Annotated in this window: 24 protein-coding genes; 17 read left to right on the forward strand and 7 right to left on the reverse strand. The window is 59.6% G+C overall.

All coding sequences use genetic code 11. From position 1 onward, the window contains the following. Nucleotides 1-187: 187 nt before the first annotated feature. Both KJY40_RS28075 and KJY40_RS28080 read left to right on the forward strand, forming a co-directional pair. Nucleotides 188-589 (forward strand): lysozyme inhibitor LprI family protein, encoded by a 402-nt coding sequence (locus tag KJY40_RS28075; RefSeq protein WP_007959774.1) that lies wholly within the window; start codon nucleotides 188-190, stop codon nucleotides 587-589. Nucleotides 590-636: 47 nt separating this feature from the next. Continuing rightward, nucleotides 637-1,053 (forward strand): DUF3010 family protein, encoded by a 417-nt coding sequence (locus tag KJY40_RS28080; RefSeq protein WP_230733933.1) that lies wholly within the window; start codon nucleotides 637-639, stop codon nucleotides 1,051-1,053. On the opposite strand, the gene KJY40_RS28085 is transcribed toward KJY40_RS28080, so the two are convergent. Both KJY40_RS28085 and KJY40_RS28090 read right to left on the reverse strand, forming a co-directional pair. Further along, a complete protein-coding gene (locus KJY40_RS28085) occupies nucleotides 1,054-2,226 on the reverse strand; it encodes an ATP-binding protein (protein ID WP_230733934.1) in 1,173 nt (390 codons plus the stop codon). It abuts the gene before it with no gap. Nucleotides 2,227-2,294: 68 nt separating this feature from the next. After that, on the reverse strand, nucleotides 2,295-3,239 hold the full coding sequence (locus tag KJY40_RS28090; RefSeq protein ID WP_011336294.1) for a GlxA family transcriptional regulator: 945 nt from the start codon (nucleotides 3,237-3,239) through the stop codon (nucleotides 2,295-2,297). 192 nt (nucleotides 3,240-3,431) lie between these two features. Here KJY40_RS28090 and choX point away from each other — a divergent pair, with 192 nt between their 5' ends. From choX to KJY40_RS28115, 5 genes are all read left to right on the forward strand, one after another. After that, entirely contained in the window at nucleotides 3,432-4,376 is a 945-nt protein-coding gene (choX, locus tag KJY40_RS28095) for a choline ABC transporter substrate-binding protein (RefSeq protein ID WP_115079455.1), read from the forward strand. Between the two features lie 75 nt (nucleotides 4,377-4,451). After that, nucleotides 4,452-5,339, forward strand: coding sequence for a BKACE family enzyme (locus KJY40_RS28100; protein ID WP_064380223.1), 888 nt, complete (start codon nucleotides 4,452-4,454; stop codon nucleotides 5,337-5,339). Nucleotides 5,340-5,482: 143 nt separating this feature from the next. Beyond that, nucleotides 5,483-6,448, forward strand: a complete 966-nt coding sequence (locus KJY40_RS28105) for an L-carnitine dehydrogenase (protein WP_011336297.1) — start codon at nucleotides 5,483-5,485, stop codon at nucleotides 6,446-6,448. Nucleotides 6,449-6,690: 242 nt separating this feature from the next. Beyond that, on the forward strand, nucleotides 6,691-7,167 hold the full coding sequence (locus tag KJY40_RS28110; protein WP_230733935.1) for a thioesterase family protein: 477 nt from the start codon (nucleotides 6,691-6,693) through the stop codon (nucleotides 7,165-7,167). Between the two features lie 24 nt (nucleotides 7,168-7,191). After that, nucleotides 7,192-8,355, forward strand: a complete 1,164-nt coding sequence (locus KJY40_RS28115) for a gamma-butyrobetaine dioxygenase (protein WP_230733937.1) — start codon at nucleotides 7,192-7,194, stop codon at nucleotides 8,353-8,355. Nucleotides 8,356-8,383: 28 nt separating this feature from the next. On the opposite strand, the gene KJY40_RS28120 is transcribed toward KJY40_RS28115, so the two are convergent. Together KJY40_RS28120 and KJY40_RS28125 are read right to left on the reverse strand one after the other, a co-directional pair. Beyond that, entirely contained in the window at nucleotides 8,384-9,310 is a 927-nt protein-coding gene (locus KJY40_RS28120; protein ID WP_199912992.1) for a hypothetical protein, read from the reverse strand. After that, complete coding sequence (locus tag KJY40_RS28125) at nucleotides 9,307-10,590, reverse strand: AAA family ATPase (protein ID WP_230733939.1); 1,284 nt, start codon at nucleotides 10,588-10,590, stop codon at nucleotides 9,307-9,309. Before KJY40_RS28125 ends, KJY40_RS28120 begins: the two co-directional genes overlap by 4 nt. A 469-nt stretch (nucleotides 10,591-11,059) precedes the next feature. On the opposite strand from KJY40_RS28125, the gene KJY40_RS28130 reads away from it, so the two are divergent. Beyond that, complete coding sequence (locus KJY40_RS28130) at nucleotides 11,060-11,320, forward strand: hypothetical protein (RefSeq protein ID WP_007959758.1); 261 nt, start codon at nucleotides 11,060-11,062, stop codon at nucleotides 11,318-11,320. 78 nt (nucleotides 11,321-11,398) lie between these two features. Here the strand turns inward: KJY40_RS28130 and gbdR are convergent, their stop codons facing one another. Both gbdR and KJY40_RS28140 read right to left on the reverse strand, forming a co-directional pair. Next, nucleotides 11,399-12,502 carry a choline metabolism transcriptional regulator GbdR gene (gene gbdR, locus KJY40_RS28135; protein ID WP_007959756.1) on the reverse strand — a complete coding sequence of 368 codons (1,104 nt, stop codon included), beginning with the start codon at nucleotides 12,500-12,502 and terminating at the stop codon, nucleotides 11,399-11,401. A gap of 540 nt (nucleotides 12,503-13,042) precedes the next feature. Next, nucleotides 13,043-14,419, reverse strand: coding sequence for an L-serine ammonia-lyase (locus KJY40_RS28140; protein WP_007959754.1), 1,377 nt, complete (start codon nucleotides 14,417-14,419; stop codon nucleotides 13,043-13,045). A gap of 434 nt (nucleotides 14,420-14,853) precedes the next feature. Here KJY40_RS28140 and KJY40_RS28145 point away from each other — a divergent pair, with 434 nt between their 5' ends. The 3 genes from KJY40_RS28145 (at nucleotide 14,854) to choV (ending at nucleotide 17,889) form a co-directional block, all read left to right on the forward strand. Next, nucleotides 14,854-15,801 carry a choline ABC transporter substrate-binding protein gene (locus KJY40_RS28145; protein WP_230733941.1) on the forward strand — a complete coding sequence of 316 codons (948 nt, stop codon included), beginning with the start codon at nucleotides 14,854-14,856 and terminating at the stop codon, nucleotides 15,799-15,801. A 67-nt stretch (nucleotides 15,802-15,868) separates the two neighbouring features. After that, nucleotides 15,869-16,714 (forward strand): choline ABC transporter permease subunit, encoded by an 846-nt coding sequence (gene choW / locus KJY40_RS28150; protein ID WP_007959749.1) that lies wholly within the window; start codon nucleotides 15,869-15,871, stop codon nucleotides 16,712-16,714. After that, entirely contained in the window at nucleotides 16,711-17,889 is a 1,179-nt protein-coding gene (gene choV, locus KJY40_RS28155; protein WP_115079460.1) for a choline ABC transporter ATP-binding protein, read from the forward strand. Before choW ends, choV begins: the two co-directional genes overlap by 4 nt. 90 nt (nucleotides 17,890-17,979) lie before the next feature. Here the strand turns inward: choV and KJY40_RS28160 are convergent, their stop codons facing one another. Further along, nucleotides 17,980-19,920 (reverse strand): BCCT family transporter, encoded by a 1,941-nt coding sequence (locus KJY40_RS28160; protein ID WP_230737772.1) that lies wholly within the window; start codon nucleotides 19,918-19,920, stop codon nucleotides 17,980-17,982. Nucleotides 19,921-20,402: 482 nt separating this feature from the next. Between KJY40_RS28160 and betI the strand changes: the two genes are divergently transcribed. From betI to KJY40_RS28190, 6 genes are all read left to right on the forward strand, one after another. After that, nucleotides 20,403-20,996, forward strand: coding sequence for a transcriptional regulator BetI (betI, locus tag KJY40_RS28165; protein ID WP_230733943.1), 594 nt, complete (start codon nucleotides 20,403-20,405; stop codon nucleotides 20,994-20,996). Nucleotides 20,997-21,104: 108 nt separating this feature from the next. After that, nucleotides 21,105-22,577, forward strand: a complete 1,473-nt coding sequence (gene betB, locus KJY40_RS28170) for a betaine-aldehyde dehydrogenase (RefSeq protein WP_085746649.1) — start codon at nucleotides 21,105-21,107, stop codon at nucleotides 22,575-22,577. Nucleotides 22,578-22,684: 107 nt separating this feature from the next. Next, nucleotides 22,685-24,388, forward strand: a complete 1,704-nt coding sequence (gene betA, locus KJY40_RS28175) for a choline dehydrogenase (RefSeq protein ID WP_230733944.1) — start codon at nucleotides 22,685-22,687, stop codon at nucleotides 24,386-24,388. A 184-nt stretch (nucleotides 24,389-24,572) separates the two neighbouring features. Further along, complete coding sequence (locus KJY40_RS28180; protein ID WP_230733945.1) at nucleotides 24,573-25,571, forward strand: hypothetical protein; 999 nt, start codon at nucleotides 24,573-24,575, stop codon at nucleotides 25,569-25,571. After that, nucleotides 25,571-26,296 (forward strand): AzlC family ABC transporter permease, encoded by a 726-nt coding sequence (locus KJY40_RS28185; RefSeq protein WP_230733946.1) that lies wholly within the window; start codon nucleotides 25,571-25,573, stop codon nucleotides 26,294-26,296. The genes KJY40_RS28180 and KJY40_RS28185 overlap by 1 nt, the downstream gene beginning before the upstream one ends. After that, a complete protein-coding gene (locus tag KJY40_RS28190; RefSeq protein ID WP_064380199.1) occupies nucleotides 26,293-26,637 on the forward strand; it encodes an AzlD domain-containing protein in 345 nt (114 codons plus the stop codon). The genes KJY40_RS28185 and KJY40_RS28190 overlap by 4 nt, the downstream gene beginning before the upstream one ends. The last annotated feature ends 83 nt before the right edge of the window (nucleotides 26,638-26,720 follow it).

The raw sequence follows: 26,720 nt of genomic DNA on the forward strand, positions 1-26,720 counted from the left end.
CTTTGGGGCCAGCATATGCCTCGGTGCGCGACCAGCCGGGTGCAAAAACGACAGGGGAATTGCCGAAAGCGTCAATCCGCGACAAAGGGTCGCCAACCGGTCCGACCGGCCACCTGTTCAAGCCCGCGAGCTTGAGCCAGAATCTGCCGCATCCCGGAAACACCACTGGATTAGAGCGGCGACATCAATGAAATCGATCTTCCTGGCCCTGGCCCTGATTGCGACCGGCGTACACGCCGCCGAAGAGTCCGACAACAACCCGTGCGACGCGGTGGAAAACGACATCCAGACCCTGGAATGCTCGACCTACAGCCGCACCACCGCCGAGGACCTGCTCAAGGACAACTACGCCAGCCTCAACGAGCGCATGCAAACCACCTACGGCAAGAACCCGGCGCAACTGGCCGACATCACCGCCAAACTCAAGGCCGCCCAGCAACAATGGCTGAAAACCCGCGACGCGGACTGCGCCGTGGAAGCCTTCCCGGCGACGGACGGCAGCAAGGCGTTCAAGATTGCGCAGAATGACTGCGTGGCGCGTATGAGTGACGAGCGGTCGGAGTTTTTGGAGTCGATCGGGCAGGAGTGAGGGCTTGAGCTGTAAGCTGCACCTCTTCAGCCAATCAAGGGATTCACATGAACATCTGCGGTATCGAAATCAAAGGCAGTGAAGCGATCATCGCCGTGGCGTCCCTCGACGGTTCGTTGCTGAGCCATGTCGCGCTGAGCACCAAGAAAATCGCGCTGGACGATGACGACGAGGCGGCCAACGTGAAGCTGTTCGCCGCACAGGTGGCGTCGTTCGTGCGCGAGAACTCGATTGATCGCATCGCGATCAAGAAGCGCAGCAAGAAGGGCGAGTTTGCCGGTGGGCCGACCACGTTCAAGATCGAGGGCGTGTTTCAGTTGCTGGACGGTTGCGAGGTGACACTGCTGTCGCCGCAGACGATCAATGCCCAGGCCAAGAAGCACAATTTCGAGCTGCCGGGCACGCTGAACAAGTATCAGCATGAAGCCTACAAGGCAGCGTGCTCGGCATTGGTGAAGAAGTAACTAGCGCGCTTTACGCGCGCTCAGCCAGTCGCCGAAAGACTTGTCTTCCAGCGCATAGCCACCACGGCTCGACTTCCACACCAGCTCCTTGTCGCGCAGGGCATCGATGCAGGCCTGAATGGTCTGGGTGCCCGGCACCACGTCGCTGCCCAGGTTTTCCAGTGCCTTGCCGACTGCCATGAGTGTGCTGTCGGTGAACGGTGCAAAAGGCTCGTTGTTTTGAGAGCGCTCCACCATCACTTCCAGCACGGCGCGCTGAGGGATGGTCAGTGCGTTCCAGGCGCTTTCGAACTCGGTCCACACGCCGGCGCGCAACAATTCGGCACGGCTTTGCAGCAGCTGCCCCAGATTGCTGGCCTCGCCCAGTTCCAGCGCGACTTCACCGATGATGGTGCGCAACATTTCCGGGCGTCGCCCCACCAATTCAAAGGCGTCGTCGATATCGGCCGCACTGAACTGATTGGTCTCGGCCAGATGGGCGTTGAGGTGCAAGGTATACGCCTGGGTGAACTCTTTTCCCAGCAACGGAAAGGGCGTGATGCTCGAGCCGAAGAACGGTTGGCTCTTGCCCAGCACCAGATGGGCGAGTTTGTCGCGATTGGAACCGGTGAACACCAGATGCAAACCGCTGCCCTCGCCCTCACGTCCCTGGTTGAGCTGATCCCGTGCAGCCTTCAGGGCAAACATCGCGTTGATGCCTGCGGCGGTGGTGAGCGCGTGCTGGGCCTCATCGATCACCAGCACTACGGATTTTTCGGCGGCGCTGTGGAGCAGTTCCAGCGCTTGCGTCAGGGTCGCGCCCGCCGGCAGTTGCGGCTTGGTGAAATCCCAGGACAAGGTGCGCAGAAAGCTGAGTTTTTCGATGCCGATATTCTTCGCCAGTTTGCGGATGCCCTTTTCAAAGGGGACCAACGCGCCTGCAATGGCACCGGCGATCAAGTCAGCAGGGTCTTTTTCCTTGTCGGCCCACAGGTCGACGTAAACCGTCAGCCAGCCTCGGGCCTGGCATTCCGGGATCAGATCCTCGCGCAGAAAGGTGCTTTTGCCGGTGCGACGCGGCGCTGCCAGAAAAAGGCCGGAGGTGAAATCCTGCAAACCTGCACCCACCAGACCATCGGCAACGCTGCGGGCCAGAGCGGGGCGGCGGAAGACGAAGCCGTTGTTTCGGGACATGGTTTTACACTCAATTATTCAAACGACTGTAATTTATACCTGAAAGTATAATTAACTATAATCGTCCGTCAAACGGCCTCCCGTCGCCGATCCTCCCGTGGGCACCGGGCAAACTTCGCCCGGTAGCTGCGGGTGAAATACGACGGTGATTCAAACCCGCAGGCGATGCTGACTTCCAGCACGCTCATGTCGGTCTGACGCAACAGCTGCCGGGCCTTTTCCAGTCTCAAGCGCAGATAGAAATTGCTCGGCGTGTCGTTCAGGTGCAGGCGAAACAACCGCTCCAGTTGCCGCCGCGTCACCTTGATCGACTCCGCCAGTTCCAGGGTGGTCAGCGGCGGTTCGCTGTGCTGCTCCATCTCGCCGATCACATGCACCAGCTTCTTGTTGCTGATGCCGTAGCGCGTGGCGACTTCCATGCGCTGGTGGTCCTTGCGTGGACGAATCCGCCCCAATACAAACTGCTCGCTGACCTGGATCGCCAGTTGCGGGCCGTGGGCCTGGGCAATCAGATCGAGCATCAGGTCGATGGACGCGGTGCCGCCGGCGGACGTGATGCGCCGACGATCAATCTCAAACAGTTCCTGGGTCACGCTGAGCTGTGGATAAGATTCCTTGAAGGCGTCGATGGCTTCCCAGTGCAGGGTCAGGCGATGACCATCGAGCAGGCCGGCCTCTGCAAGGACGAAGCTGCCGGTGTCGATGGCGCCGAGGGTCACACCTTCGTTGTCCAGCCGTCGCAGCCAGTGCTCCAGCGCCGGGGTAGCGAACTTCAGTGGTTCGAAGCCGGCGACCACCAGCAGCGTCGCACCTTTCTTCAGCGGCTCCAGCGCCGCATCGGCGTTGACCGACATCCCGTTACTCGCCAGCACCGCCCCGCCATCGGCGCTCAACACGTGCCAGCGATACAGCTCGCCGCGAAAGCGGTTGGCCACCCGCAGCGGTTCGATCGCAGAGATGAAACCGATGGCGGAAAAACCCGGCATCAACAGAAAGTAGAAATCCTGGGACATGGTGCGCACTCGGTCAGCGGGTAGCGTGCAACGTTGATACGCCAGTTGTCGGCGGCATTCAAGAGCACAGGTCGCTACAGTGCAAGAGCCAGTCGCCGCAGTGCGCTTTCAAGGGCGTGCAGCTGCGTAATTTGGCATCACCGGCACGACAGATGCCGGGACCCACAATAACGACCTGCCGAGGAACCCGACATGAAACGACTGATCAGCAGCTGTGTTCTCGCACTCAGCGGTACCGCGTTTTTAAGCGCCAGTGTCATGGCGGCCGATTCCGCATCGTGTCAGAACGTGCGCATGGGCGTGGTGAACTGGACCGACGTGATCGCCACCAGTGCCATGGCCCAGGTTTTGCTCGACGGCCTCGGCTACAGCACCAAACAGACCAGCGCCTCTCAGCAAATCGTCTTCGCCGGCATCCGCGACCAGCGCCTGGATCTGTTCCTCGGTTACTGGAACCCGCTGATGACCCAGACCATCACCCCGTTCGTCGACGCCAACCAGGTCAAGGTGCTTGAAGCGCCAAGCCTCAAGGACGCCCGCGCCACCCTCGCCGTGCCGACTTATCTGGCGGACAAGGGCCTGAAAACCTTCGCCGACATCGCCAGGTTCGAGAAAGAGCTGGGCGGCAAGATCTACGGCATCGAGCCAGGCTCGGGCGCCAACACCCAGATCAAGGCGATGATCGCCAAGAACCAGTTCGGCCTCGGCAAGTTCCAGCTCGTGGAATCAAGCGAGGCCGGCATGCTCGCCGCCGTCGATCGCGCCGTGCGCCGCAAGGAAGCCGTGGTGTTCTTCGGCTGGGCGCCGCACCCGATGAACGTCAACGTGCAGATGACTTATCTGACCGGCAGCGACGATGCCCTCGGCCCGAACGAAGGCATGGCCACCGTGTGGACCGTGACCGCGCCGAAATACGCCGAACAATGCCCGAACGTCAGCCGCCTGCTGAGCAACCTGACGTTCACCGCCGAAGACGAGAGTCGGATGATGCAGCCGCTGCTCGATCACAAGGACGCTTTCGAATCGGCCAAGCAATGGCTCAAGGATCACCCGCAGGACAAACAGCGCTGGCTTGAAGGCGTCACCACTTTCGATGGCAAACCGGCGGCTGAAAACCTCCAGCTCACCAGCAAATAAATCGCAACGAATGAACCACTTCGCAGCCCGCCACGGGCTGCGAACAGACCCATCACGCCTGAAGGAAAACGCACCATGAACCACGACGTCATCATCACCTGCGCACTCACCGGTGCTGGCGACACGACCGCCAAGAGCCCTCACGTGCCGGTCACCCCGAAACAGATCGCCGCAGCCGCGGTGGAAGCGGCCAAGGCCGGCGCCACGGTCGTGCACTGCCACGTCCGCGACCCGCAAACCGGCAAGTTCAGCCGCGACGTGGCGCTGTACCGCGAAGTCATGGAGCGCATCCGCGAAGCCGACGTCGACATCATCGTCAACCTCACTGCCGGCATGGGCGGCGACCTGGAAATCGGCCCGGGCGAGAACCCGATGGAGTTCGGCCCGAACACCGATCTGGTCGGCCCGCTGACCCGCCTCGCCCACGTCGAAGAACTGCTGCCGGAAATCTGCACGCTGGATTGCGGCACCCTGAACTTCGGCGACGGCGACACCATTTACGTCTCCACCCCGGCCCAGCTGCGTGCCGGCGCCAAGCGCATCACCGAGCTGGGCGTGAAGGCGGAGCTGGAGATTTTCGACACCGGTCACCTGTGGTTCGCCAAACAGATGATCAAGGAAGGCCTGCTCGATAACCCGCTGTTCCAGCTGTGCCTGGGCATCCCGTGGGGCGCGCCGGCCGACACCACCACCATGAAAGCCATGGTCGACAACCTGCCCGCCGATGCGGTGTGGGCCGGTTTCGGCATCGGCCGGATGCAGATGCCGATGGCGGCGCAAGCGGTGCTGCTTGGCGGCAACGTGAGGGTTGGTCTGGAAGACAACCTGTGGTTGGACAAAGGCGTGCTGGCGACCAATGGCCAACTGGTCGAACGCGCCACCGAGATCCTCAGCCGCCTCGGCGCCCGCGTGCTGACCCCGGCTGAAGGTCGCAAGAAGATGGGCCTGACCCAGCGCGGCTGATTCGAATTCACCTCTGACCCTGTGGGAGCGGGCTTGCTCGCGAAGAGGCTGGTACATCCGAAGCATCTTCATCAGCAGTGCCGCCGCATTCGCGAGCAAGCCCGCTCCCACAGGGAATCACCGAATTTTCCTAGGAAATCACCATGAGCTTTATCACCGAAATCAAAACCTTCGCAGCACTGGGCAGCGGCGTCATCGGCAGCGGCTGGGTCGCCCGCGCCCTCGCCCACGGCCTCGACGTGGTGGCCTGGGACCCGGCGCCGGGTGCCGAAGCGGCGCTGCGCAAACGCGTGGCCAACGCCTGGGGCGCGCTGGAGAAAAACGGCTTGGCGCCGGGCGCTTCGCAGGATCGCCTGCGCTTTGTCGCGACCATCGAAGAGTGCGTGCGCGATGCGGACTTCATCCAGGAAAGCGCCCCGGAACGCCTCGAACTGAAACTGGATTTGCACAGCAAAATCAGTGCGGCGGCCAAGCCGAACGCTCTGATCGGTTCCAGCACTTCGGGCCTATTGCCGAGCGAGTTCTATGAGAGCTCGACCCACCCGGAACGCTGCGTGGTCGGTCACCCGTTCAACCCGGTCTACCTGCTGCCGCTGGTGGAAGTGGTCGGCGGCAAGAACACCGCGCCGGAAGCCGTGCAGGCCGCGATGAAAGTCTACGAATCCCTCGGCATGCGCCCGCTGCATGTGCGCAAGGAAGTGCCCGGCTTCATCGCCGACCGCCTGCTCGAAGCGCTGTGGCGCGAGGCGCTGCACCTGGTCAACGACGGCGTGGCGACCACCGGTGAAATCGACGACGCGATCCGCTTTGGCGCCGGGCTGCGCTGGTCGTTCATGGGCACGTTCTTGACTTACACCCTGGCCGGTGGCGATGCCGGCATGCGCCACTTCATGTCGCAGTTCGGCCCGGCGTTGCAGCTGCCGTGGACGTACCTGCCGGCGCCGGAACTGACGGACAAGTTGATCGACGATGTGGTGGATGGCACCAGCGATCAACTGGGCCGGCACAGTATTTCGGCGCTGGAGCGCTATCGTGATGATTGCTTGCTGGCGGTGCTTGAGGCGGTGAAGACCACCAAAGAGAAGCACGGGATGAGTTTCAGCGAGTGATGTGTCTGGCTTGAGACCGCTGCCCTCACCCTAACCCTCTCCCGGGGGGAGAGGGGACTGACCGCAGTGAATGTACGAGCTACACCGACCTGAAAGTCCCGAGTCGAACTCAGCTCTCGAAAAGCTTGAAGATCGGCTCCCTTTCCCCCTCGCCCCCTTGGGGGCGGTCCGACGTTTCGGGAGGGCTGGGGTGAGGGGGTAAATCTCACAACCACCAAACATCCAACTGCCGGAATCCGATAATGCCCTTTCTAACCACCTACCAGACCCGCATCATCCCCGACTGGGTCGACTACAACGGCCACCTGCGCGACGCCTTCTATCTGCTGATTTTCAGCTACGCCACCGACGCCCTGATGGACCGTCTCGGCATGGACAGCAACAATCGCGAAGCCAGCGGAAACTCGCTGTTCACCCTCGAACTGCACCTCAACTACCTGCACGAAGTGAAGCTCGATGCCGAGGTCGAAGTGCGCACGCAGATCATCGGTCACGACCAGAAACGCCTGCACCTCTATCACAGCCTGCACCTGGCCGGTGGTGACAAGGAGCTGGCCGGCAACGAACAGATGCTGCTCCATGTCGACCTCGCCGGGCCGCGTTCCGCACCGTTTACCCCGGACACCCTGGGCCGTCTGCAAGCCATCGTCGCCGAGCAGGCCGACCTGCCCGCCCCGGCTTACATCGGCCGGGTCATCGCCCTGCCCCCAGCCCGGTAAATCCAGCCATCGCAAGGAGCCACCATGCAAACCGCCGCCGCAGTTGCCGATTTCCGTACTTATCCGTTGATCAGCGCGCTGAACGGCGTGCAGAACCTGGCGGATCGCGTTCTGATCGAATGGGCCGACGGGCGCGTCAGCCCGTTCCACCACGTGTGGCTGCGGGACAACTGCCCGTGTCCGCAGTGCGTCTACAGCGTCACCCGCGAGCAGGTGTTCGAGATCGTCGATGCGCCGCCGGATCTGTCGCCCTCCGCCGCGCATATCGACACCGATGGCTGCCTGCGCATCGACTGGCAGGACGGTCACCTCAGTCGCTTCGATGCGGGTTGGTTGCGGGCCCACGCCTATGACGATGAATCCCGTACCGAACGCCTCGCCACCAAGCCGAAACCTTTCCTGTGGCACAGCGATTTGCAGTTGCCGGTGTTCGACTATTCAGCCCTGATGAACGACAACGCCGCGCTGCTGCAATGGTTGCTGGCGGTACGCGACATCGGCCTGACCCAAGTGCGCGGCGTGCCCACCGAACCCGGCTCGCTGAAGTTGATCGCCCAGCGCATTTCGTTCATCCGCGAGAGCAACTTCGGCGTGCTGTTCAACGTGCAATCCAAGGCCGACGCCGACAGCAATGCCTACACCGCTTTCAACCTGCCATTGCACACCGACCTGCCGACCCGCGAGCTGCAACCGGGCCTGCAATTTCTGCATTGCCTGGTGAACGACGCCGAAGGCGGCGAGAGCATTTTCGTCGACGGTTTTGCGATTGCCGAAGCGTTGCGTCTGGAGGATCCCGCATCGTTTCAGGCGCTGTGCGAGATCCCGGTGGAGTTTCGCAACAAGGACCGCCACAGCGACTATCGCTGCCTCGCGCCGGTCATCGCCCTCGACGCCTTGGGCCGGGTTGCGGAAATCCGCATGGCCAACTTTCTGCGCGGCGCGTTCGACACGTCCGTGGAGCAAATGCCGCTGCTGTATCGCGCTTACCGGCGCTTCATCGCCATGACCCGCGAGCCACGTTTCCGGCTGATGCAGCGACTCAATCCGGGTGAGCTGTGGTGCTTCGACAACCGCCGCACCCTGCATGCGCGCAATGCGTTCGACCCGACCAGTGGCGCCCGGCATTTCCAGGGCTGCTACATCGATCGGGACGAGTTGTTGTCGCGGATTCTGGTGTTGCAGCGCTAGACCAATGCCTCGCCCCGGCATGAGCGCCTTATTCTCGAGGCTCGTTAGCGACGAAAACGGGTCCCAGGGTTTCAGTAAGGATTTCAGCTGCATAATTGGCAGCACTTAGAGCAAACTCGATAGACGTATCAACTGTGCCTACAGAGATTTCACAAAACTGCGCACCTGTCGACGTAGCAAGATTCATCGCTATTAGCGTTGAAACCACTTGGGAGTCATCGACTTCGGCCCACACTGAAAGCTTCCACCTACGGGAATTCACGTTTGAATTCCCGTTGTTCCTGATCAACTCTCGAACCTTTTGCTGAGCGCCGACACATGCATGGTCGTAAGCTTCCCGTGCTTTTCGCCGAGAAGGCGCAGGACGTTCGGGGGGGCTGGCGAGTGCATCACGCTTTTCGATGGCTGCAGCGATAAGCGGGGCCATTTCCCGCAACCCTTCCAAATCCAGACGCCCTTGCTCGTAGAGCTCCAGCCATTTACGCCTTACTCGGAGCACCCGTTCATCATCACGAATAGGAAGTTGTTGCAGAGTGTTTTCTGCGCGTGCTCGAAAGGCGTCCGGAACGCTGTCTGTGACAACTAATTGTAATGATGGAAGGATAATTTCGAACCAGCCTTCGCCGACTTCAAAAGGATCTAACAAGTCAGCCGAGCGTTTCTTGCTTTTGGAACTATTGATCCATGCATCGACATACCGATAGTTGGACCACTCATATGCCAGTTCGGGGCGCTCATTCCAGCTCGCGGAATGGTCGACAGTTCCGCTGGTTAAAAATATGGCGGCATATCCACAACGGTCATGAAAACCTTCGGCCAGCTTCAACCTGAAGGGAGACCAAAAGTCCCGAGGGCGTTGCGCATCTGGATTCTCTACAAGCCAGGCATTGCCTTTGACGCGACACTTTTCATCAAACCCGGGTGGTTCAACGATCGGATTTTCTACTGGAATCATTTCCTTGAGCCCCTGACCCGGTCTTTATTATTGGAAACAATCCAACGAGGCCAAAACTCGTCAAGCGCCGGGAGTACTCTGACCAACTCGTCATGAATGGCTTTCTGAGTTTTTAAGTTATCTGGTAAGGCGCTTTTCTCGTTCCGCATCCAGGCCTCTGCCGCCTCAATGGCTACTTCAGCGGCAACGGAACGTGCCTGGCGCAAACCGAAAGCATCGGAGACCAGCCAATTCACCACATCACCTTGTTTAGCCCAGAGTTCCTTGGAGATCTTTGCATCATTTTTATGAAGGTTGATGTTGAATACGGCATCGTCGGCCTCATCGAAATCGGGTTCGACAGAGGCGAGTACCAAAGGCGAGTGAGTCGCCACTATCAGTTGCACAGCAACCTTTTCACCCGTCATTGCCTGAACTACCCGCAGTAATGCAGGCACGATGCGTCGCTGCCATTGGGGGTGCAGATGACACTCCACTTCATCGATCAGAAAAATGATTTCTTTGGCAGGATTGATTTTCCTCTGCTTGCAAGCACGCTTGTGACCATTCCATGTCCAAACCAGCATGTAGGCCAGAGCCGCAATTCGACGCATACCTGCAGAGGCATGTACCAGCGGAACATCCTGCCCATACGGCATCCTGAGGGTAGGATACTCGGTCTCGTCAAGCGCCCCGATGTAACAGGGCTCACCTGGTACCAACTGTTCAATGCCCGAAGGCGAGAGTGCATCCAGAGCCCGAGTCAGTTCATCGAACGATGAGTCATTGGCAGTGCGTTGCCAACGAACCCAGTCGTGGATCAACCCGTTGCATATATTGGTCCCTTTCTCGGATATCGCACCCTTCCACACCTGATCGGGAGAAAAGTTGAAGGCGCGAATCTTCTCTTCGGATTCAGCTGCTTGATCGCTCCAGTAATTACGGGCGGGATCCCACGCCGAAAAACTGCCATCGACGCCAGCATAGATCACCACCCCTGGAATCGAAGGACGAGCCTTCTGCTGTCGCCAACTCCCATCCTTGAATGGAATCTCACCTTCTTTGTCGCCCTCCGTCACTTTGCTGAAAGCGAAGCGGATACTGGGTGAGGTCGAGTCTTCCCGTGGAACCGCCTCAACGCCTCTTGCCCATGTTCGAGTCAACACCCACCAGGCTGCATCAAGTAAAAAACTCTTTCCAAGACCATTGTCCCCGGTGATGAAGTTCAAGCGAGGAGCGAACTCAACAGGGCCGAACTTTTCAGCAGGGCCGACGCCTTTAAGGGACAAGAGTTTTAGCATTGCACTACCTTCCGTTTTGCCTGAGAAACCGAGATTCGATCGCATGCGGATCCATTACAGTTTCTTGTCCTCAACACTCATTCGTGGATGATCAAATAAGCGCTGAAATACAGGCATTCCTGTATTTGATTGGAGGCAATGCTAATGCCAAACAACGTTACGTAGCCATCCTTTGGATGTAACAGTGACGAATGAGCGACCTCCTGCATTTCTGACAGGCAAAAAAAGCCCCGATACAAGCCGTGACAGGTTCGGGGCGAGGGTACTGTTGAGGAGCTGCCGTGGCGAGGGTGACCAAACCTTCGTGAAGCGAGCTGAGGCCAGTGTGCCCACTCCCCTGGCCGGCAAGTTAGCCGAAAACGACATGCTCATAGCCAATGTGGACACTGCGACAAATCGCCCTTGCCGTGCCTGGGCATGCCTACCAGAATCGAGCCACGACCTCCGTTGCCGAAGAAGGATTCGCGTCATGATGTATGCCGATTTGATCGATCAGGAAGACCTGTTGGGCCAGCTCAAGTCGTTGGGATTCGAAGTACCGTCGGGTTCCACCGCCCAGCAGGCCTGCGAGTGCGCGGTACGGGGTCTGGACGATGTGCGGGCCAACACGCTGCGCACCATGGTCAAGCAGATGTACACCAGCAGCGCGAGCATTCAGCCGACCGTGCGCGAAGCCATCGACAAGCAGTTGCTGCCGGCCCTGGCGCAGTATCAGCAAACCCGCGCCTGACATCTGACCGAAAAAAAAGATCGCAGCCTGCGACAGTGCCTTTCCTGAAGGCGCTGGCGCAGGCTGCGATCTTTCGTTTTAGAGGCGCACGCTGGCGAAGGTGGACTCGTTGCGTGCCTGGCTCAGCGCCGACATCGGCCCGGACAACGGCGACATCACGATGGCCTGCGGCAGCGGCATCATCGCCACCTGCTGGGTGGTGTTGGAGCCGACGCGCTCGTCACGCGGCGGAATGCCGAAGTATTCGCGGTAGCACTTGGAGAAGTGCGGCGTCGACACGAACCCGCAGACCGACGCCACTTCGATGATCGACATCGGCGTCTGCTTGAGCAGTTGCCGCGCGCGGATCAGACGCAGCTTGAGGTAGTAGCGCGACGGCGAGCAGTGCAGGTATTTCTGGAACAGGCGCTCGAGCTGACGACGGGACACGGCGACGTACACCGCCAGTTCGTCGAGGTCGATCGGCTCTTCCAGGTTGGCTTCCATCAGCGCGACGATTTCCTGCAGTTTCGGCTGGTTGGTGCCGAGCATGTGCTTGAGCGGCACACGCTGGTGATCCTGCTCGTTGCGGATGCGTTCGTAGACGAACATTTCCGAGATCGCGGCGGACAGTTCACGGCCGTGATCGCGGCTGATCAGGTGCAGCATCATGTCCAGTGGCGCTGTGCCGCCGGAGCTGGTGAAACGGTTGCGGTCGAGGGTGAACAGACGGGTGCTCATCGCAACGCGCGGGAAAGCTTCCTGCATCGCCGCCAGACATTCCCAGTGCACGCTGCAATCAAAACCGTCGAGCAGGCCGGCACAGGCCAGGGCCCAGCTGCCGGTGCACACGGCGCCGAGGCGGCGCGACTGACGTGCCTGGCTTTGCAGCCACGAGACGTGTTCACGGGTAACGGTGCGTTGAATGCCGATCCCGCCGCACACGATGATGGTGTCGAGGGCCGGGGCTTTGTGCATGGAGGCGTCGGGGGTGATCTGCAGACCGTCACTGGCCCAGACCTGGCCGCCATCGACAGTGAGGGTGGTCCAGCGATACAGCTCGCGACCGGACAACTGGTTGGCCATGCGCAGCGGTTCGACTGCGGAAGCCAGGGAAATCAGCGTGAAATTGTCCAGCAGCAGAAAGCCGATGGATTGAGGCGCACGGTTCTGGGGTTGAGCCCCGGAGTTGAACGACGTCATCGCGGTATCTCCTCACACAAAGCGGGTGATGGCCTCAGGCGGAGGCTCTTGTTATTGCCATCGTTCTCTTGCGTGAGACGGGCTTTGTTATGACAGAGCAATTGCCATGCCTAAAATTGAATGGCTGTTCAATAACTCCTGAAAACGACGTCGCGACGCGTCTATACAAGCGCTCCGCCGGAGGGTAATTCGAAGTGCCATCAGCGGCCGCGAAAGCCCTGCCCCGGAGCGTGTGAGCAAATCGGTAGCACTTGTGGGAACTGGCCTGCGCGCGATTGTCCTACAGTGTCACCGCAGGCACGGGTGACGGACGGTAGCGCCTGCGAATCAGGCGCTGGAGGTGGGAAAGACTCTTATCCGATAGCGACGCGCCAAAAGGTGGCGCGTTTTGATTCCGGTGTGCACTTAACGCGCAGTTTTGACTGGTCCGGCCTCATCGCTGGCAAGCCAGCTCCCACAATTGGGCGGGGTCCTCTGCCGGAATGCGATCGAATGTGGGAGCGGGCTTGCTCGCGAAGGCCACACCTCGGATTTACTGACTCAACATTCAACCGCGCTGACCGCCAACCCGCCCCGCGATGTCTCTTTATATTTGTCATGCATGTCGGCGCCGGTATCGCGCATGGTGCGGATCACCCGGTCCAGCGAGATGAAGTGCTGACCATCCCCGCGCAAGGCCATCTGCGCCGCATTGATCGCCTTCACCGCCGCAATCGCATTGCGCTCGATGCACGGCACTTGCACCAGGCCGCCCACCGGGTCGCAGGTCAGACCCAGGTTGTGTTCCAGGCCGATTTCCGCCGCGTTGCACAACTGCTCAGGGCTTGCGCCAAGGATTTCCGCCAGCCCTGCCGCCGCCATCGCACAAGCCGAACCGACTTCACCCTGACAGCCGACTTCAGCGCCGGAAATCGAAGCGTTCTTCTTGCACAGAATTCCCACCGCTGCGGCACCGAGGAAGTAGTCGACCACGTTGGCGTCAGTCACCGCCTCGCTGAATTTCATGAAGTAATGCAGCACCGCCGGAATGATCCCCGCTGCGCCGTTGGTGGGCGCCGTGACCATGCGCCCACCAGCGGCGTTTTCCTCGTTCACCGCGAGGGCGAACAGGTTGACCCACTCCATCGCGCTGAGGGTCGAGCCGATCACGTTGGGCTTGTTCAATTCCTGAAGACTGCGGTGCAACTTCGCCGCGCGGCGGCGCACGTTGAGGCCGCCGGGCAGGATGCCTTCGTGCTTGAGGCCCTGCTCGACGCAATCCTGCATCGCCCGCCAGAGCTTCATCAGCCCGGCGCGGATTTCCTCTTCGCTGCGCCAGACCTTCTCGTTGGCCATCATCAATTCGGCCACGCGCAGGTTATGGGTCTTGCACAGCTCCAGCAGCTCCACCGCGCTGGAAAAATCGTAAGGCAACTCGGTGCGATCCAGATCCACCACGCCGCTGGAGGCTTGCGCCTCGTCCACCACAAAACCCCCGCCGACCGAATAGTAGGTGTCGCGATGCAGCTCGCCGTGATCGCCTTCGGCAACCAGAGTCATGGCGTTGGGATGGAACGGCAGGTTCTCGTCGATCAGGCGCATGTCGCGGCCCCATATAAAGGGCACCGACAAACGACCGTCGAGCAACAGCGTGTGGGTTTCACGCAGGGCCTGAATCCGCGGGCCGATCTGCGACGGGTCGATCGCGTCCGGCCACTCGCCCATCAGGCCCATGATCACCGCGTTGTCGCTGCCGTGACCGACACCGGTGGCCGACAGCGAACCGAACAACTGCACCTCGATGCGACGCACCTGCTCCAGCAGGTGTTTGTCGCGCAACGACTCGACGAACAGGGCGGCGGCGCGCATGGGCCCGACGGTGTGGGAACTGGAAGGGCCAATGCCGATTTTGAACAGGTCGAAAACGCTGATAGCCATTGCTGCAGAGCTCCTGAGAGTGCCGGTCCGGGGCGTAAAGCGCCCGCTGGCGGAGCTGCTACGCTCAAGCTGCGATCCGCCGGAATGCCCGCATCATCGGGCTTTTCCCGGGTCGCTCGGCGTCTGACACCGACGCACTCATGCCCACTAACGCCGTGCCGGTTTCAGCCCGTGTTTTCGCCGTTTTTATGCGGTTCAGATGGCCAGACAGGGCAGAAAAAAGCTGTAAACGACGTCACTGACACTGGATGCGACCATCCCTGTACTGGATACGACGCACCCTGTAGGCGTCAGATTTTCACTGGTACATGATCGTATCGACTCGATTGCAAGGCGCTGCGGTAGAGCTGTCTCCAGAACGCCATCCAACCGCAACCCATAAGTGCGGTGGTCCAATCGGAACACTGCCAAAAAAAACACCAAGGAGTCCATTCATGAAAGGTTCCCCGTCGTTGTTGTTGGCCGCCATGCTGAGTCTGCCGTTACTGGCTCAAGCCGCAGAACCGGCGCACTGCAGTACCGTGAACTTCTCCGATGTCGGCTGGACCGACATCACCGCAACCACCGCCACCACCTCCGTCGTGCTTCAGGCCCTCGGCTACAAGACCAAGACCACCATGATTTCCGTACCCGTGACCTACAAGTCGCTGGCCGACGGCAAGAACATGGACGTGTTCCTCGGCAACTGGATGCCGACCATGGAAAACGACATCAAGGCCTACCGCGACGCCGGCACTGTGGAAACTGTGCGCACCAACCTCAAGGGCGCCAAGTACACCCTCGCCGTTCCGCAAGCCTTGTATGACAAGGGTCTGCACGACTTCGCCGACATCGCCAAATTCAAGAAAGAACTCGACGGCAAGATCTACGGGATCGAGCCGGGCAACGACGGCAACCGCCTGATCCAGAGCATGATCGACAAGGACGCCTTCGGCCTCAAGACCGCCGGCTTCAAGGTCGTCGAGTCCAGCGAAGCGGGCATGCTGTCGCAGGTCGACCGCGCACAGAAACGCGACACCGCCGTGGTGTTCCTCGGCTGGGCGCCGCACCCGATGAACAAGCGCTTCAAGATTCAGTACCTGACCGGTGGTGACGATTTCTTCGGCCCGGATTTCGGCGCCGCCACCGTGGCGACCAACACCCGCAAGGGCTACGCCGAGGAATGCAGCAACGTTGGCCAACTGCTGAAAAACCTGGAGTTCACCGTCGACATGGAAAGCGAACTGATGGGCAACATCCTGGACGACAAGATGAAGCCTGACGCGGCCGCCAAGGCCTGGCTTAAAAAGAATCCACAGGTGCTCGATACCTGGCTCGCTGGCGTGACCACCATTGACGGTAAACCAGGCCTGGAGGCCGTGAAAGCCAAGCTGACCCAGTAATCGCTTATGCCGGACGGGCCAGTCCCGTCCGGGCTGTTTATTTCCTTGCATGCGGACGTTCACTACCATGCTGATTGATCAGAAAATCCCTTTAGGCCAGTACATCGCGGGCTTCGTTGAATGGTTGACGCAACACGGCGCCAACACCTTCGACGCAATCGCCGTGACCCTGGAAACGATGATCCACGGCGTGACGTTTGCGCTGACCTGGTTCAACCCGCTGGTGCTGATCGGCCTCATCGCCCTGCTGGCCCACTTCATTCAACGCAAATGGGGCCTGACCGCGTTCGTGGTCGCCTCCTTCCTGCTGATCCTCAACCTGGGGTACTGGCAGGAAACCATGGAAACCCTCGCCCAGGTCATGTTCGCAACCCTGGTCTGCGTGGTCATCGGCGTGCCGCTGGGCATCGTCGCCGCGCACAAGCCGATGTTCTACACTTTGATGAGACCGGTACTCGATCTGATGCAGACCGTACCGACCTTCGTTTACCTCATTCCTACCCTGACCCTCTTCGGGCTGGGCGTGGTACCGGGCCTGATCTCGACGGTGGTGTTCGCCATCGCCGCGCCGATCCGCCTGACCTACCTGGGCATCCGCGATGTCCCGCAAGAACTGATGGACGCCGGCAAGGCCTTCGGCTGCTCGCGTCGCCAACTGCTTTCACGGATCGAACTGCCTCACGCCATGCCGAGCATCGCGGCCGGCATCACCCAGTGCATCATGCTGTCGCTGTCGATGGTGGTGATCGCGGCACTGGTGGGCGCCGACGGACTCGGCAAACCGGTGGTCAACGCACTGAACACTGCTGATATCGCCCTGGGCTTCGAAGCGGGCCTGGCGATCGTACTGCTGGCGATCATGCTCGACCGTATCTGCAAACAACCCGACGCCAAAGTAGGGGGTGACGCATGAGCATAATTCGCTTCGATAACGTTGACGTGATCTTCACCAGGGATCCGCGCGAAGCCCTGAAACTTCTCGATCAAGGCCTGACCCGCAGCGAGATCCTGAAAAAGACCGGGCAGATCGTTGGCGTTGAAAAGGCCAGCCTGGACATCAACAAAGGCGAGATCTGCGTACTGATGGGCCTGTCCGGCTCCGGCAAGTCGAGCCTGCTGCGCTGCATCAACGGCCTCAACACCGTGAGCCGCGGCAAGCTGTTCGTCGAACACGAAGGCAAGCAGATCGACATCGCCTCCTGCTCCCCGGCCGAGCTGAAAATGATGCGCACCAAACGCATCGCCATGGTGTTCCAGAAGTTCGCCCTGATGCCCTGGCTGACGGTGCGCGAGAACATCAGTTTCGGTCTGGAAATGCAGGGTCGCCCAGAGAAGGAGCGGCGCAAGCTGGTCGATGAAAAACTCGAACTGGTGGGCCTGACCCAATGGCGCAACAAGAAGCCCGACGAGCTGTCCGGCGGCATGCAGCAGCGTGTCGGTCTGGCCCGCGCACTGGCGATGGACGCCGACATTCTGCTGATGGACGAACCGTTCTCGGCCCTCGACCCGCTGATCCGTCAGGGTCTGCAGGATGAACTGCTGGAACTGCAACGCAAGCTGAGCAAGACCATCGTGTTCGTGAGCCACGACCTCGACGAGGCGCTGAAACTTGGCAGCCGAATCGCAATCATGAAAGACGGCCGGATCATCCAGTACAGCGTGCCGGAAGAGATCGTGCTCAACCCGGCAGACGATTACGTGCGCACCTTCGTCGCCCACACCAACCCGTTGAACGTGCTGTGCGGTCGCAGCCTGATGCGCACCCTGGACAACTGCAAACGCATCAACGGTTCGGTGTGCCTGGATCCGGGCGGCGATTCGTGGCTGGACCTGGCCGAAGGCAACACCATCAAGGGGGCGCGGCAGAACGGTTCGGTGCTGAACCTGCAGAACTGGGCACCGGGGCAAGCCGTGGAAGGGCTGGAGCGCAAACCGACGCTGGTGGACTCGAACATCGGCATGCGCGACGCCTTGCAGATCCGTTACCAGACCGGCAACAAACTCGTGCTGCACGACAACAACCATGTGGTGGGGATTCTCGGGGACAGCGAGCTGTATCACGCGCTGCTCGGCAAGAACCTGGGATAAAGAGAGCAGATGCAAAAACGCCGCGAGAGGATCGCGGCGTTTTTGTTTTCATCAATCCCACGCATCCCGTGGGATTGATCACTTCACAACTCAGCTATAGACCCGGCCAAGGAGCTGCCGATGGCTTTCAAACTGATCGAGCACATCACGCGTGATCTGATCCTGTGTGAAGCCCATCAGGTCGTAGTCCTGGCTGCCGTTGTGCAGGTACACCTCGGCGCGGTAGAAACGCTGGCGCGCTTCATCGGACTGGACCGACTCGCTCGGGGTCGCCAGATAGCCGTCCAGGCTCACTTCGTAGACAAAAGGGTTGCCCTCTTCCATCTCGACCCGCACGCCCATGCAACGCTTGGACTTGCCCAGCAGCGTCTGCACTTCCAGACCCTGTGCACGCATTTGCGCAGCGGCATCTTCCAGCGCCGGGCTGACGTGTTTGTCCATGAAGCGCTGAACCACCGACTGGCTCGGTTGCAGATCCAGCTGGGTCAGGCGCTCGCTGAAACCACGACGACCGCGTTCAGCCAGTTGCGCCTGCTCCTGTTCGATCTGCATGTCCTGACGCATCGCCTTGTGCAGGCCGAACATGAAGCACACCAGCACCACCGAGAACGGCAGACCGGCCAGCACCACCATGGTCTGCATGGCTTCGAAGTTACCGGCGAACAGCAGGCCGATGGTCACCAGCGTGATCACGACCGACCAGAAGATCCGCAGCCAGTGCGGGGCGTCTTCGTCGACGTTGCCGCCCTTGCAGGACAGGTTCGCCATCATCACCGCGCCGGAGTCGGCCGGGGTCAGGAACAGCACGAAGCCAACGAAGATCGACACGCCGATCACGACTTTCGACGCCGGGTAGTGTTCCAGCAACTGATAGATCGCCATCGACGGCTGTTCCAACGCCGTCTTGCCGAGTTCCACCGCGCCCTGGTTCATCACCAGATCCAGCGCCGAGTTACCGAAGATCGACAGCCACGCCAGGGTGAAACCCAGCGGAATCAGCAGCACGCCAGCCACCAGTTCGCGCACGGTACGACCACGGGAAATACGCGCGATGAACATGCCGACGAATGGGGCCCAGGAAATCCACCACGCCCAGTAGAACAGAGTCCACAGACCCAACCAGCGGTCGGACTTCTCACTGTCGCCTTCATAGACGTACAGGTCGAAAGTCTTCAGCACCACGCCGTTGAGGTAGTCGCCGATGTTCTGCACAAAGCCGTTGAGCAGGTGCAGGGTCGGGCCGAACAGCAGGACGAAAATCAGCAAGCCGCTGAACAGGATGATGTTGAGGTTGGACAGACGACGGATGCCGTTTTCCACACCGGACACGGCAGCGATGGTCGCCACGGTGCTCATCACGATGATCACGATCAGCAGGTTGGTGTTGCTGTGTTCCATGCCGAACAGGTTTTCCAGGCCCGAGGACACTTGCAGCGAGCCGATCCCCAGGTTGGTCACCAGACCCAGCAGGGTCACGAACATGCCGAAGCCGTCCACCGCATGACCGGCAGCGCCCTTGACCCAACGCTCGCCCACCAGCGGATACAGCGCCGAACGCAGCGCCAGCGGCTGGTTATGACGGTAAGCGAAATAGGCCACGGCCAGACCGACCAGCGCGTAGATCGCCCAGCCGTGCAGGCCCCAGTGCAGGAAAGTCAGCTGAACAGCCTGACGTGCCGCCAGGTTGGTAGCGGACGCGCCTTCCGGCGGATTGAAGTAGTGATCCAGCGGCTCGGAGGCGCCGAAGTACAACAGCGAAATACCGATACCCGACGAGAACAGCATCCCCGCCCAAGCGCCGTAGCTGAAATCCGGGGTGTCGTCCTTGCTACCCAGTTTGAGTTTGCCGTAGGAGGAAAACGCCAGGCCCACCACGAACACCAGGTAAGCGGCGATCACCACCATGTAGTACCAGCCGAAGCTGCGGGACAACCAGGCCTGAGCCACTCCCAGCATTCTGCCGGCCTCTTGCGGGGCAATGATCAGAATGGCGGTCAACAACAGAATCAGCGCGGTCGAGGTGTAGAACACCCAACCGTTGACCGTCACCTTCTCGGGCGGGGTCTTTATAAGCGAGGCAGAACTCATGGCACAAATGCTCCAGGCAGTGCGAGAGAAGAACACAAGGCAACACGGAACCCGACCAATCGGTTAGTTGGCAGCCGACCGGCGGGTGATATAAAGACACCCCGAAAAAAGCCCGAACCTGCAGAGATGGCACCGCGAATCGCCGTCGTGGCCGAGGCATGGACGTTCATCCGAAACCTGGCCTTGAGCGCCTTGCCCATTCAACACGTCCATCGAACGTCGAACCGCGCCTTGCCCCGCGCAGGTTTCGAGCATTTTCGGATGTCGGTTTATCGCCACTTACACGTAGAAAAAATCTGTAGGCAGCGACGATTTGTCGCAGATCTTATTCTTTGTTGATTGAACGTTCAATCAAAACAAAATAGACTGGCCGTCAATCCGCCAGGCGTTCATCGCCCGTCGGAAGGCCTAAGGAGATGTGCAAGATGCCCAAGGTCGGTATGCAACCCATCCGCCGCCAACAATTGATCGAAGCCACTTTGCAGGTGGTTGATCAGGTCGGAATGGGGGACGCCAGCATTGCGCTGATCGCCCGTTTGGCCGGTGTCTCGAATGGCATCATCAGTCACTATTTTCAGGACAAGAATGGCCTGATCGCCGCCACGATGCGGTATCTGATGACCGCCCTCAGCGAGAGCGTCACCGCGCGCCGTCAGGCGCTGGCAGACAGCAGCCCCCGGGCGCATCTGCAGGTGATCATCGAAGGCAACTTCGACGCCAGCCAGGTCAATGGCCCGGCAATGAAAACCTGGCTGGCCTTCTGGGCCACCAGCATGCACCAGCCGTCTTTGCACAGGTTGCAGCGGATCAACGATCACCGTCTGTATTCCAACCTGTGCTGCGAGTTCCGCCGTGTGTTGCCGCTCGAAGATGCGCGCACCGCCGCCCGTGGACTGGCAGCTCTGATCGACGGCTTGTGGTTGCGCGGCGCGCTGTCGGGAGACGCTTTCGACACTGCGCAGGCGCAACAGATCGCTTACGAATACATGGATTTCCAATTGGCCAAGCAGGTGAGCTAGAGCACAGAGAAAACGCTCGGCCCCTGAACTGTCACCGACCAGTGATGCCACAGCTACATGGCTCACCCGGTGATCAACGCCAACCACTTATGCACTTGCGAGGACACTATGGCCCGTTTCGAACTGCAAAAACTCTACATCGATGGCGCGTACTCCGACGCCGGCAGCGATGCCACCTTCGAAGCCATCAACCCGGCTAACGGTGAAGTCCTCGCACAAGTGCAACGTGCGACCAAGGAAGACGTCGAGCGTGCGGTGGTCAGCGCTGAAAAGGGCCAGAAAATCTGGGCCGCGATGACCGCCATGGAGCGTTCGCGCATCCTGCGTCGCGCCGTCGACATCCTGCGCGAGCGCAACGATGAACTGGCTGCCCTGGAAACCCTGGACACCGGTAAAGCCTTCTCCGAAACCAAGTACGTCGACATCGTCACCGGCGCCGACGTGCTGGAATACTACGCAGGCCTGGTACCCGCCATCGAAGGCGAGCAGATCCCGCTGCGTGACACTTCCTTCGTCTACACCCGTCGCGAGCCGCTGGGCGTTGTCGCCGGTATCGGCGCGTGGAACTACCCGATCCAGATCGCTCTGTGGAAATCCGCGCCAGCCCTGGCGGCCGGTAACGCGATGATCTTCAAGCCAAGCGAAGTCACCTCGCTGACCACCCTGAAACTGGCCGAGATCTACACCGAAGCCGGCGTTCCGAACGGCGTGTTCAACGTGCTGACCGGCAGCGGCCGTGAAGTCGGCACCTGGCTGACCGAGCACCCGCGCATCGAGAAAATCTCCTTCACCGGCGGCACCGACACCGGCAAGAAGGTCATGGCCAGCGCTTCGGCTTCGTCGCTCAAAGACGTGACCATGGAACTGGGCGGCAAGTCCCCGCTGATCATCTGCGACGACGCCGACCTGGATCGCGCCGCCGACACCGCCATGATGGCCAACTTCTACAGCTCCGGTCAGGTCTGCACCAACGGCACTCGCGTGTTCGTGCCGAGCCACCTGAAAGCCGCTTTCGAAGCCAAGATCGTCGAGCGCGTTGCGCGCATCCGCGTTGGCAACCCGGAAGACGAAAACACCAACTTCGGCCCGCTGGTCAGCTTCCCGCACATGGAAAGCGTGCTGGGTTACATCGCCAAGGGTAAAGAAGAAGGCGCCCGCGTTCTGTGCGGCGGCGAACGTCTGACCGACGGCGAATTCGCCAAGGGCGCGTTCGTGGCTCCGACCGTGTTCACCGACTGCACCGACGACATGACCATCGTCCGTGAAGAAATCTTCGGCCCGGTGATGGCGATCCTGACCTACGAAACCGAAGAAGAAGTGATCCGCCGCGCCAACGACACCGACTTCGGCCTGGCCGCCGGTATCGTCACCCGCGACCTGAACCGCGCCCACCGCGTGATTCATCAACTGGAAGCCGGTATCTGCTGGATCAACGCCTGGGGCGAGTCCGACGCAAAAATGCCGGTTGGCGGTTACAAGCAGTCGGGCGTCGGCCGTGAGAACGGCATCAGCTCGCTGAACAACTTCACTCGCATCAAATCGGTACAGGTCGAGCTGGGCGATTACGTCTCGGTGTTCTAAGACCCGCCATTGTGTGCTGCCCGCGAAGCCGCCTTCGCGGGCAAGCCCGCTCCCACAAGGGAAGCGCTGGCTGTCTGACCTGACCAACTTCAAAGAGGGTGCATTCAATGTCCCAAGAATTCGATTACATCATCGTCGGTGCCGGCTCTGCCGGTAACACCCTGGCGACCCGTCTGACTGAAGACGAAGGCGTCACTGTCCTGCTGCTCGAAGCCGGTGGCCCGGACTACCGATTCGACTTCCGCACGCAAATGCCGGCCGCTCTGGCATTCCCGCTGCAAGGCCGTCGCTACAACTGGGCGTACGAAACCGATCCAGAGCCACACATGGACGGTCGCCGGATGGAATGCGGTCGCGGCAAGGGCCTCGGCGGTTCCTCGCTGATCAACGGCATGTGCTACATCCGTGGCAACGCGATGGACTACGACGGCTGGGCGAAACTGCCAGGCCTGGAAGACTGGACCTACCTCGACTGCCTGCCGTACTTCCGCAAAGCGGAAACCCGCGACATCGGCCCGAACGACTACCACGGTGGCGACGGCCCGGTCAGCGTGACCACGCCAAAAGCGGGCAACAACCCGCTGTTCCACGCCATGGTTGAAGCCGGCGTGCAGGCCGGTTACCCGCGCACCGAAGACCTCAACGGCTACCAGCAGGAAGGCTTCGGCCCGATGGACCGCACCGTGACGCCGAAAGGCCGTCGTGCTTCCACCGCCCGTGGTTACCTGGACGTGGCCAAGAAGCGTTCGACCCTGACCATCGTCACTCACGCCCTGACCGACAAGGTTCTGTTCGAAGGCAAGCGTGCCGTTGGCGTGCGTTACCTGGTCGGCGCCGCTGAAGAACGTGTTGAAGCCCGTGCCCGCAAAGAAGTCATCGTCTGCTCCGGCGCGATCGCTTCGCCGCAACTGCTGCAACGCTCCGGCGTCGGCCCGGCAAAACTGCTGGAAAGCCTCGACATCCCGGTCGTTCACGACCTGCCAGGCGTCGGCGAAAACCTGCAGGATCACCTCGAGCTGTACCTGCAATACGCTTGCACCCAACCGGTCTCGCTGTACCCGTCGCTGCTCTGGTACAACCAGCCGGCCATCGGTGCCGAGTGGCTGTTCAACGGCACCGGCATCGGCGCCAGCAACCAGTTCGAAGCCGGCGGTTTCATCCGTACTCGCGAAGAGTTCGAATGGCCGAACATTCAGTACCACTTCTTGCCGGTCGCGATTAACTACAACGGCAGCAACGGTGTGAAAGAGCACGGTTTCCAGGCGCACATGGGTTCCATGCGTTCGCCGAGCCGCGGTCGCATCCAGGTCAAATCCAAGGATCCGCGCCAGCACCCGAGCATCCTGTTCAACTACATGGCCACCGAGCAGGACTGGCAGGAATTCCGCGACGGCATCCGCCTGACCCGTGAAATCATGCAACAGCCTGCACTGGACGCTTTCCGTGGCCGTGAAATCAGCCCGGGCATCGAAGTGCAAACCGATGAGCAGTTGGACAAGTTCATCCGCGAGCACGCCGAAACCGCGTTCCACCCGTCCTGCTCGTGCAAGATGGGCACCGACGACATGGCGGTAGTGGATGGCGAAGGCCGCGTGCATGGCATGCAGGGTCTGCGTGTGGTCGATGCCTCGATCATGCCGATCATCACCACCGGCAACCTGAACGCCCCGACGATCATGATGGCCGAGAAAATCGCCGACAAGATCCGTGGCCGTCAGCCGCTGCCGCGCAGCAAGGCGCCGTACTACGTCGCTGGCAATGCGCCGGTGAAAGGCAAGGCACTGCGTGAAGTAGCGCCGGCCGCTCACTGACAACCAACTAGCACCGCCACTAAAAACCGCCACCTCTTTCAGAGGCTGGCGGTTTTTTATTTAACCCTCGCTATTCTTCAACAGTACAGTTTCAATCGAACAAAACTCGCAATAATTGCCAACTTTACCTCTCAACCAAACACACTAGAATGCGCGCCTTAAAAAAACAAACCAAGGAAGAACAATGTTACTCAACTGCGCAAACGAGAATATTTCCGCCAGCCTGTTTCGACAGGAATTATCTAAAGAAAAAACCATATCTCTGGACTTCGGCTATTTAAGCGGCGTGATCGAATCGTGGTGGGAAAAGAACAAGGAGCAAAACCTCCACACCTTAAAAATACAACTTACAAATTTATTCCTTAATTATCTCCACCCAGAAGACACACTCTATTTTGATCAGGTCGGCACCAACAAAGGTGTCGCCGCCGTGTGTATCAGAAACATTTTCACCATTGACTGCCCTGCGCTTGCCCTCACCGTCCATGAAGCGCTGGCCGACCTGTTCCATTTGACCGATATAAAGTACGAATATGAAGACCATAAAGCCCTGTACTTGAAGCCTTCCGCTGAAAAGTATAGGGAATGGGGTAATGGTTATGGCGACATCACCCCGCATTCAGATGATTTGTATGAAAGCCTGGACGTTGACTTTCTTGCACTCACTGTGTGCCGAGACACTACACACACGCCCACCGCCTATTATTTCCCGGCTGACTTGCTGTTATCACTTGATGATAAAGAAATTCAAACATTACTTGGCATGCAGGCGATTTTTGTTTCAGGCAAAAACGTCAGTGGCTCGAAGGAGCGCGTTCGAAATGTCGTTGAATACAATGAACTGTATGGCTACCGGGTTGCACTGGATTTCCGCATCGACATTCACAGCGGCGAGCGAATGCGCGCGTTCAACGGTGGGCAAGAGGTGTTGGATAAAATCCGTGCAGCGCTACCCACTGCCAGGTGCAATGTCTCCACAGCGCAGACCGGCACGTTTCTGATCATTGCCAATAACAAGATATTGCATGCTCGCCCCACTCTGAACATCAGTGCCGATGAGGTTCGCTCGCAAGCCGCAACTTCGACGCTGACCACCACGCCACGCCTGTTGTTTCGCAGCAAAGGGCCTCGCAAGCAGTATTACTCGCTGGACGAAAAACAGGCTGTCCGAGGAGCGGCTTGATGAACGGCTGCCAATCTTCATCCGACTCCACCTTCGCGCAAACGCTCAAGGCGGGAGGGCGCGACGCTATCACCTTCGGCATCGCGTTCATCTTTCTGTATTTATCCATCGGAATGGTGGGCGCTGCCCAAGCGCTGACGTTGAGTCAGACGATGGCAACGACCCTGTTGATTTTTTCGACGCCATTACAGTTTCTACTCATACAAAACTACAACGACGGATGGTTACTGATCCCGATTATTCTGGCACTCAACGTCAGATTCGTTTTGCTTTCAGCGACGTTGGCACCGCACCTCAAGCAGACGTCGACGCGTAAGACTCTCGCGTCATTGATACTGCTGACACCCTCGATCTTCACGGCATGCATAACGCGCTTCAAACACAAAACGAGTTTCCCGTTCGCTTATTTTGTTGGCGTAGGCACACCCATCTTCGCCTTGTCGATCATCTGCACTTACATCGGCTTTATGGCCGGCGCAGGTTTTGCCTCACCGGTCATTGCAGCCGCCATGACGATGCTCTTGCCACTTCAGTTCACTGCATTGGCCGGCAAGCACTGGCCGCATTACATGGAAATCTCCAGCTATTGGCTGGGTTTCATCGGTGCGCCTTTGCTGGTGGTGCTCTTCAAGGACTACAACTTGCTGATCACGCCGTTTGTGATCGGCGGCATGCTCGTAATGATTGAAAATACCCGTACTCGCCAAGGAACGGATTCGCAATGACTCTCTGGATGCTGATCGGCTTTGCCGCAATCACGGCGTTTGCATTTCGTGCATTACCGTTTGCTTTCAAAAACACCACGGCGTTGACGCGTACCGAAGGTTCTTTTTACCGCTTCGTCAGTTACAGCGCCCAAGCGATGTTGGGAGTGATCATTTATGACACGGCATTTGCCAGGCTTGATGGCCCGAGTCTGATGCAACAGTTTCAGATTCTGGATGCGCTGAAACTGCTGCTGTTAGTCGGAACATTTGTCGTCGTGGCCAGAACCCGAAAAATTCTGCCAGGTTTCTTTGCCAGCCTGCTGATTTACGTACTCGCATTCGTCTATTTGAATAACTGAAGTTTTACCGCAGAGCCGACCAGGGGCCCTTGGACACGCTTGCTCAAGTACGCCCCTTTTGCCTGACGGGATGACGGTCACTC

Origin of the sequence: Pseudomonas fitomaticsae, from assembly GCF_021018765.1 — a bacterium.
GTDB lineage: Bacteria > Pseudomonadota > Gammaproteobacteria > Pseudomonadales > Pseudomonadaceae > Aquipseudomonas > Aquipseudomonas fitomaticsae.

Coding starts and splice junctions, on each gene's coding strand:
- KJY40_RS28075 (WP_007959774.1), top strand. CDS start 188: ATGAAATCGATCTTCCTGGCCCTGGCCCTGATTGCGACCGGCGTACAC.
- KJY40_RS28080 (WP_230733933.1), top strand. CDS start 637: ATGAACATCTGCGGTATCGAAATCAAAGGCAGTGAAGCGATCATCGCC.
- KJY40_RS28085 (WP_230733934.1), bottom strand. CDS start 2,226: ATGTCCCGAAACAACGGCTTCGTCTTCCGCCGCCCCGCTCTGGCCCGC.
- KJY40_RS28090 (WP_011336294.1), bottom strand. CDS start 3,239: ATGTCCCAGGATTTCTACTTTCTGTTGATGCCGGGTTTTTCCGCCATC.
- choX (WP_115079455.1), top strand. CDS start 3,432: ATGAAACGACTGATCAGCAGCTGTGTTCTCGCACTCAGCGGTACCGCG.
- KJY40_RS28100 (WP_064380223.1), top strand. CDS start 4,452: ATGAACCACGACGTCATCATCACCTGCGCACTCACCGGTGCTGGCGAC.
- KJY40_RS28105 (WP_011336297.1), top strand. CDS start 5,483: ATGAGCTTTATCACCGAAATCAAAACCTTCGCAGCACTGGGCAGCGGC.
- KJY40_RS28110 (WP_230733935.1), top strand. CDS start 6,691: ATGCCCTTTCTAACCACCTACCAGACCCGCATCATCCCCGACTGGGTC.
- KJY40_RS28115 (WP_230733937.1), top strand. CDS start 7,192: ATGCAAACCGCCGCCGCAGTTGCCGATTTCCGTACTTATCCGTTGATC.
- KJY40_RS28120 (WP_199912992.1), bottom strand. CDS start 9,310: ATGATTCCAGTAGAAAATCCGATCGTTGAACCACCCGGGTTTGATGAA.
- KJY40_RS28125 (WP_230733939.1), bottom strand. CDS start 10,590: ATGCTAAAACTCTTGTCCCTTAAAGGCGTCGGCCCTGCTGAAAAGTTC.
- KJY40_RS28130 (WP_007959758.1), top strand. CDS start 11,060: ATGATGTATGCCGATTTGATCGATCAGGAAGACCTGTTGGGCCAGCTC.
- gbdR (WP_007959756.1), bottom strand. CDS start 12,502: ATGACGTCGTTCAACTCCGGGGCTCAACCCCAGAACCGTGCGCCTCAA.
- KJY40_RS28140 (WP_007959754.1), bottom strand. CDS start 14,419: ATGGCTATCAGCGTTTTCGACCTGTTCAAAATCGGCATTGGCCCTTCC.
- KJY40_RS28145 (WP_230733941.1), top strand. CDS start 14,854: ATGAAAGGTTCCCCGTCGTTGTTGTTGGCCGCCATGCTGAGTCTGCCG.
- choW (WP_007959749.1), top strand. CDS start 15,869: ATGCTGATTGATCAGAAAATCCCTTTAGGCCAGTACATCGCGGGCTTC.
- choV (WP_115079460.1), top strand. CDS start 16,711: ATGAGCATAATTCGCTTCGATAACGTTGACGTGATCTTCACCAGGGAT.
- betI (WP_230733943.1), top strand. CDS start 20,403: ATGCCCAAGGTCGGTATGCAACCCATCCGCCGCCAACAATTGATCGAA.
- betB (WP_085746649.1), top strand. CDS start 21,105: ATGGCCCGTTTCGAACTGCAAAAACTCTACATCGATGGCGCGTACTCC.
- betA (WP_230733944.1), top strand. CDS start 22,685: ATGTCCCAAGAATTCGATTACATCATCGTCGGTGCCGGCTCTGCCGGT.
- KJY40_RS28180 (WP_230733945.1), top strand. CDS start 24,573: ATGTTACTCAACTGCGCAAACGAGAATATTTCCGCCAGCCTGTTTCGA.
- KJY40_RS28185 (WP_230733946.1), top strand. CDS start 25,571: ATGAACGGCTGCCAATCTTCATCCGACTCCACCTTCGCGCAAACGCTC.
- KJY40_RS28190 (WP_064380199.1), top strand. CDS start 26,293: ATGACTCTCTGGATGCTGATCGGCTTTGCCGCAATCACGGCGTTTGCA.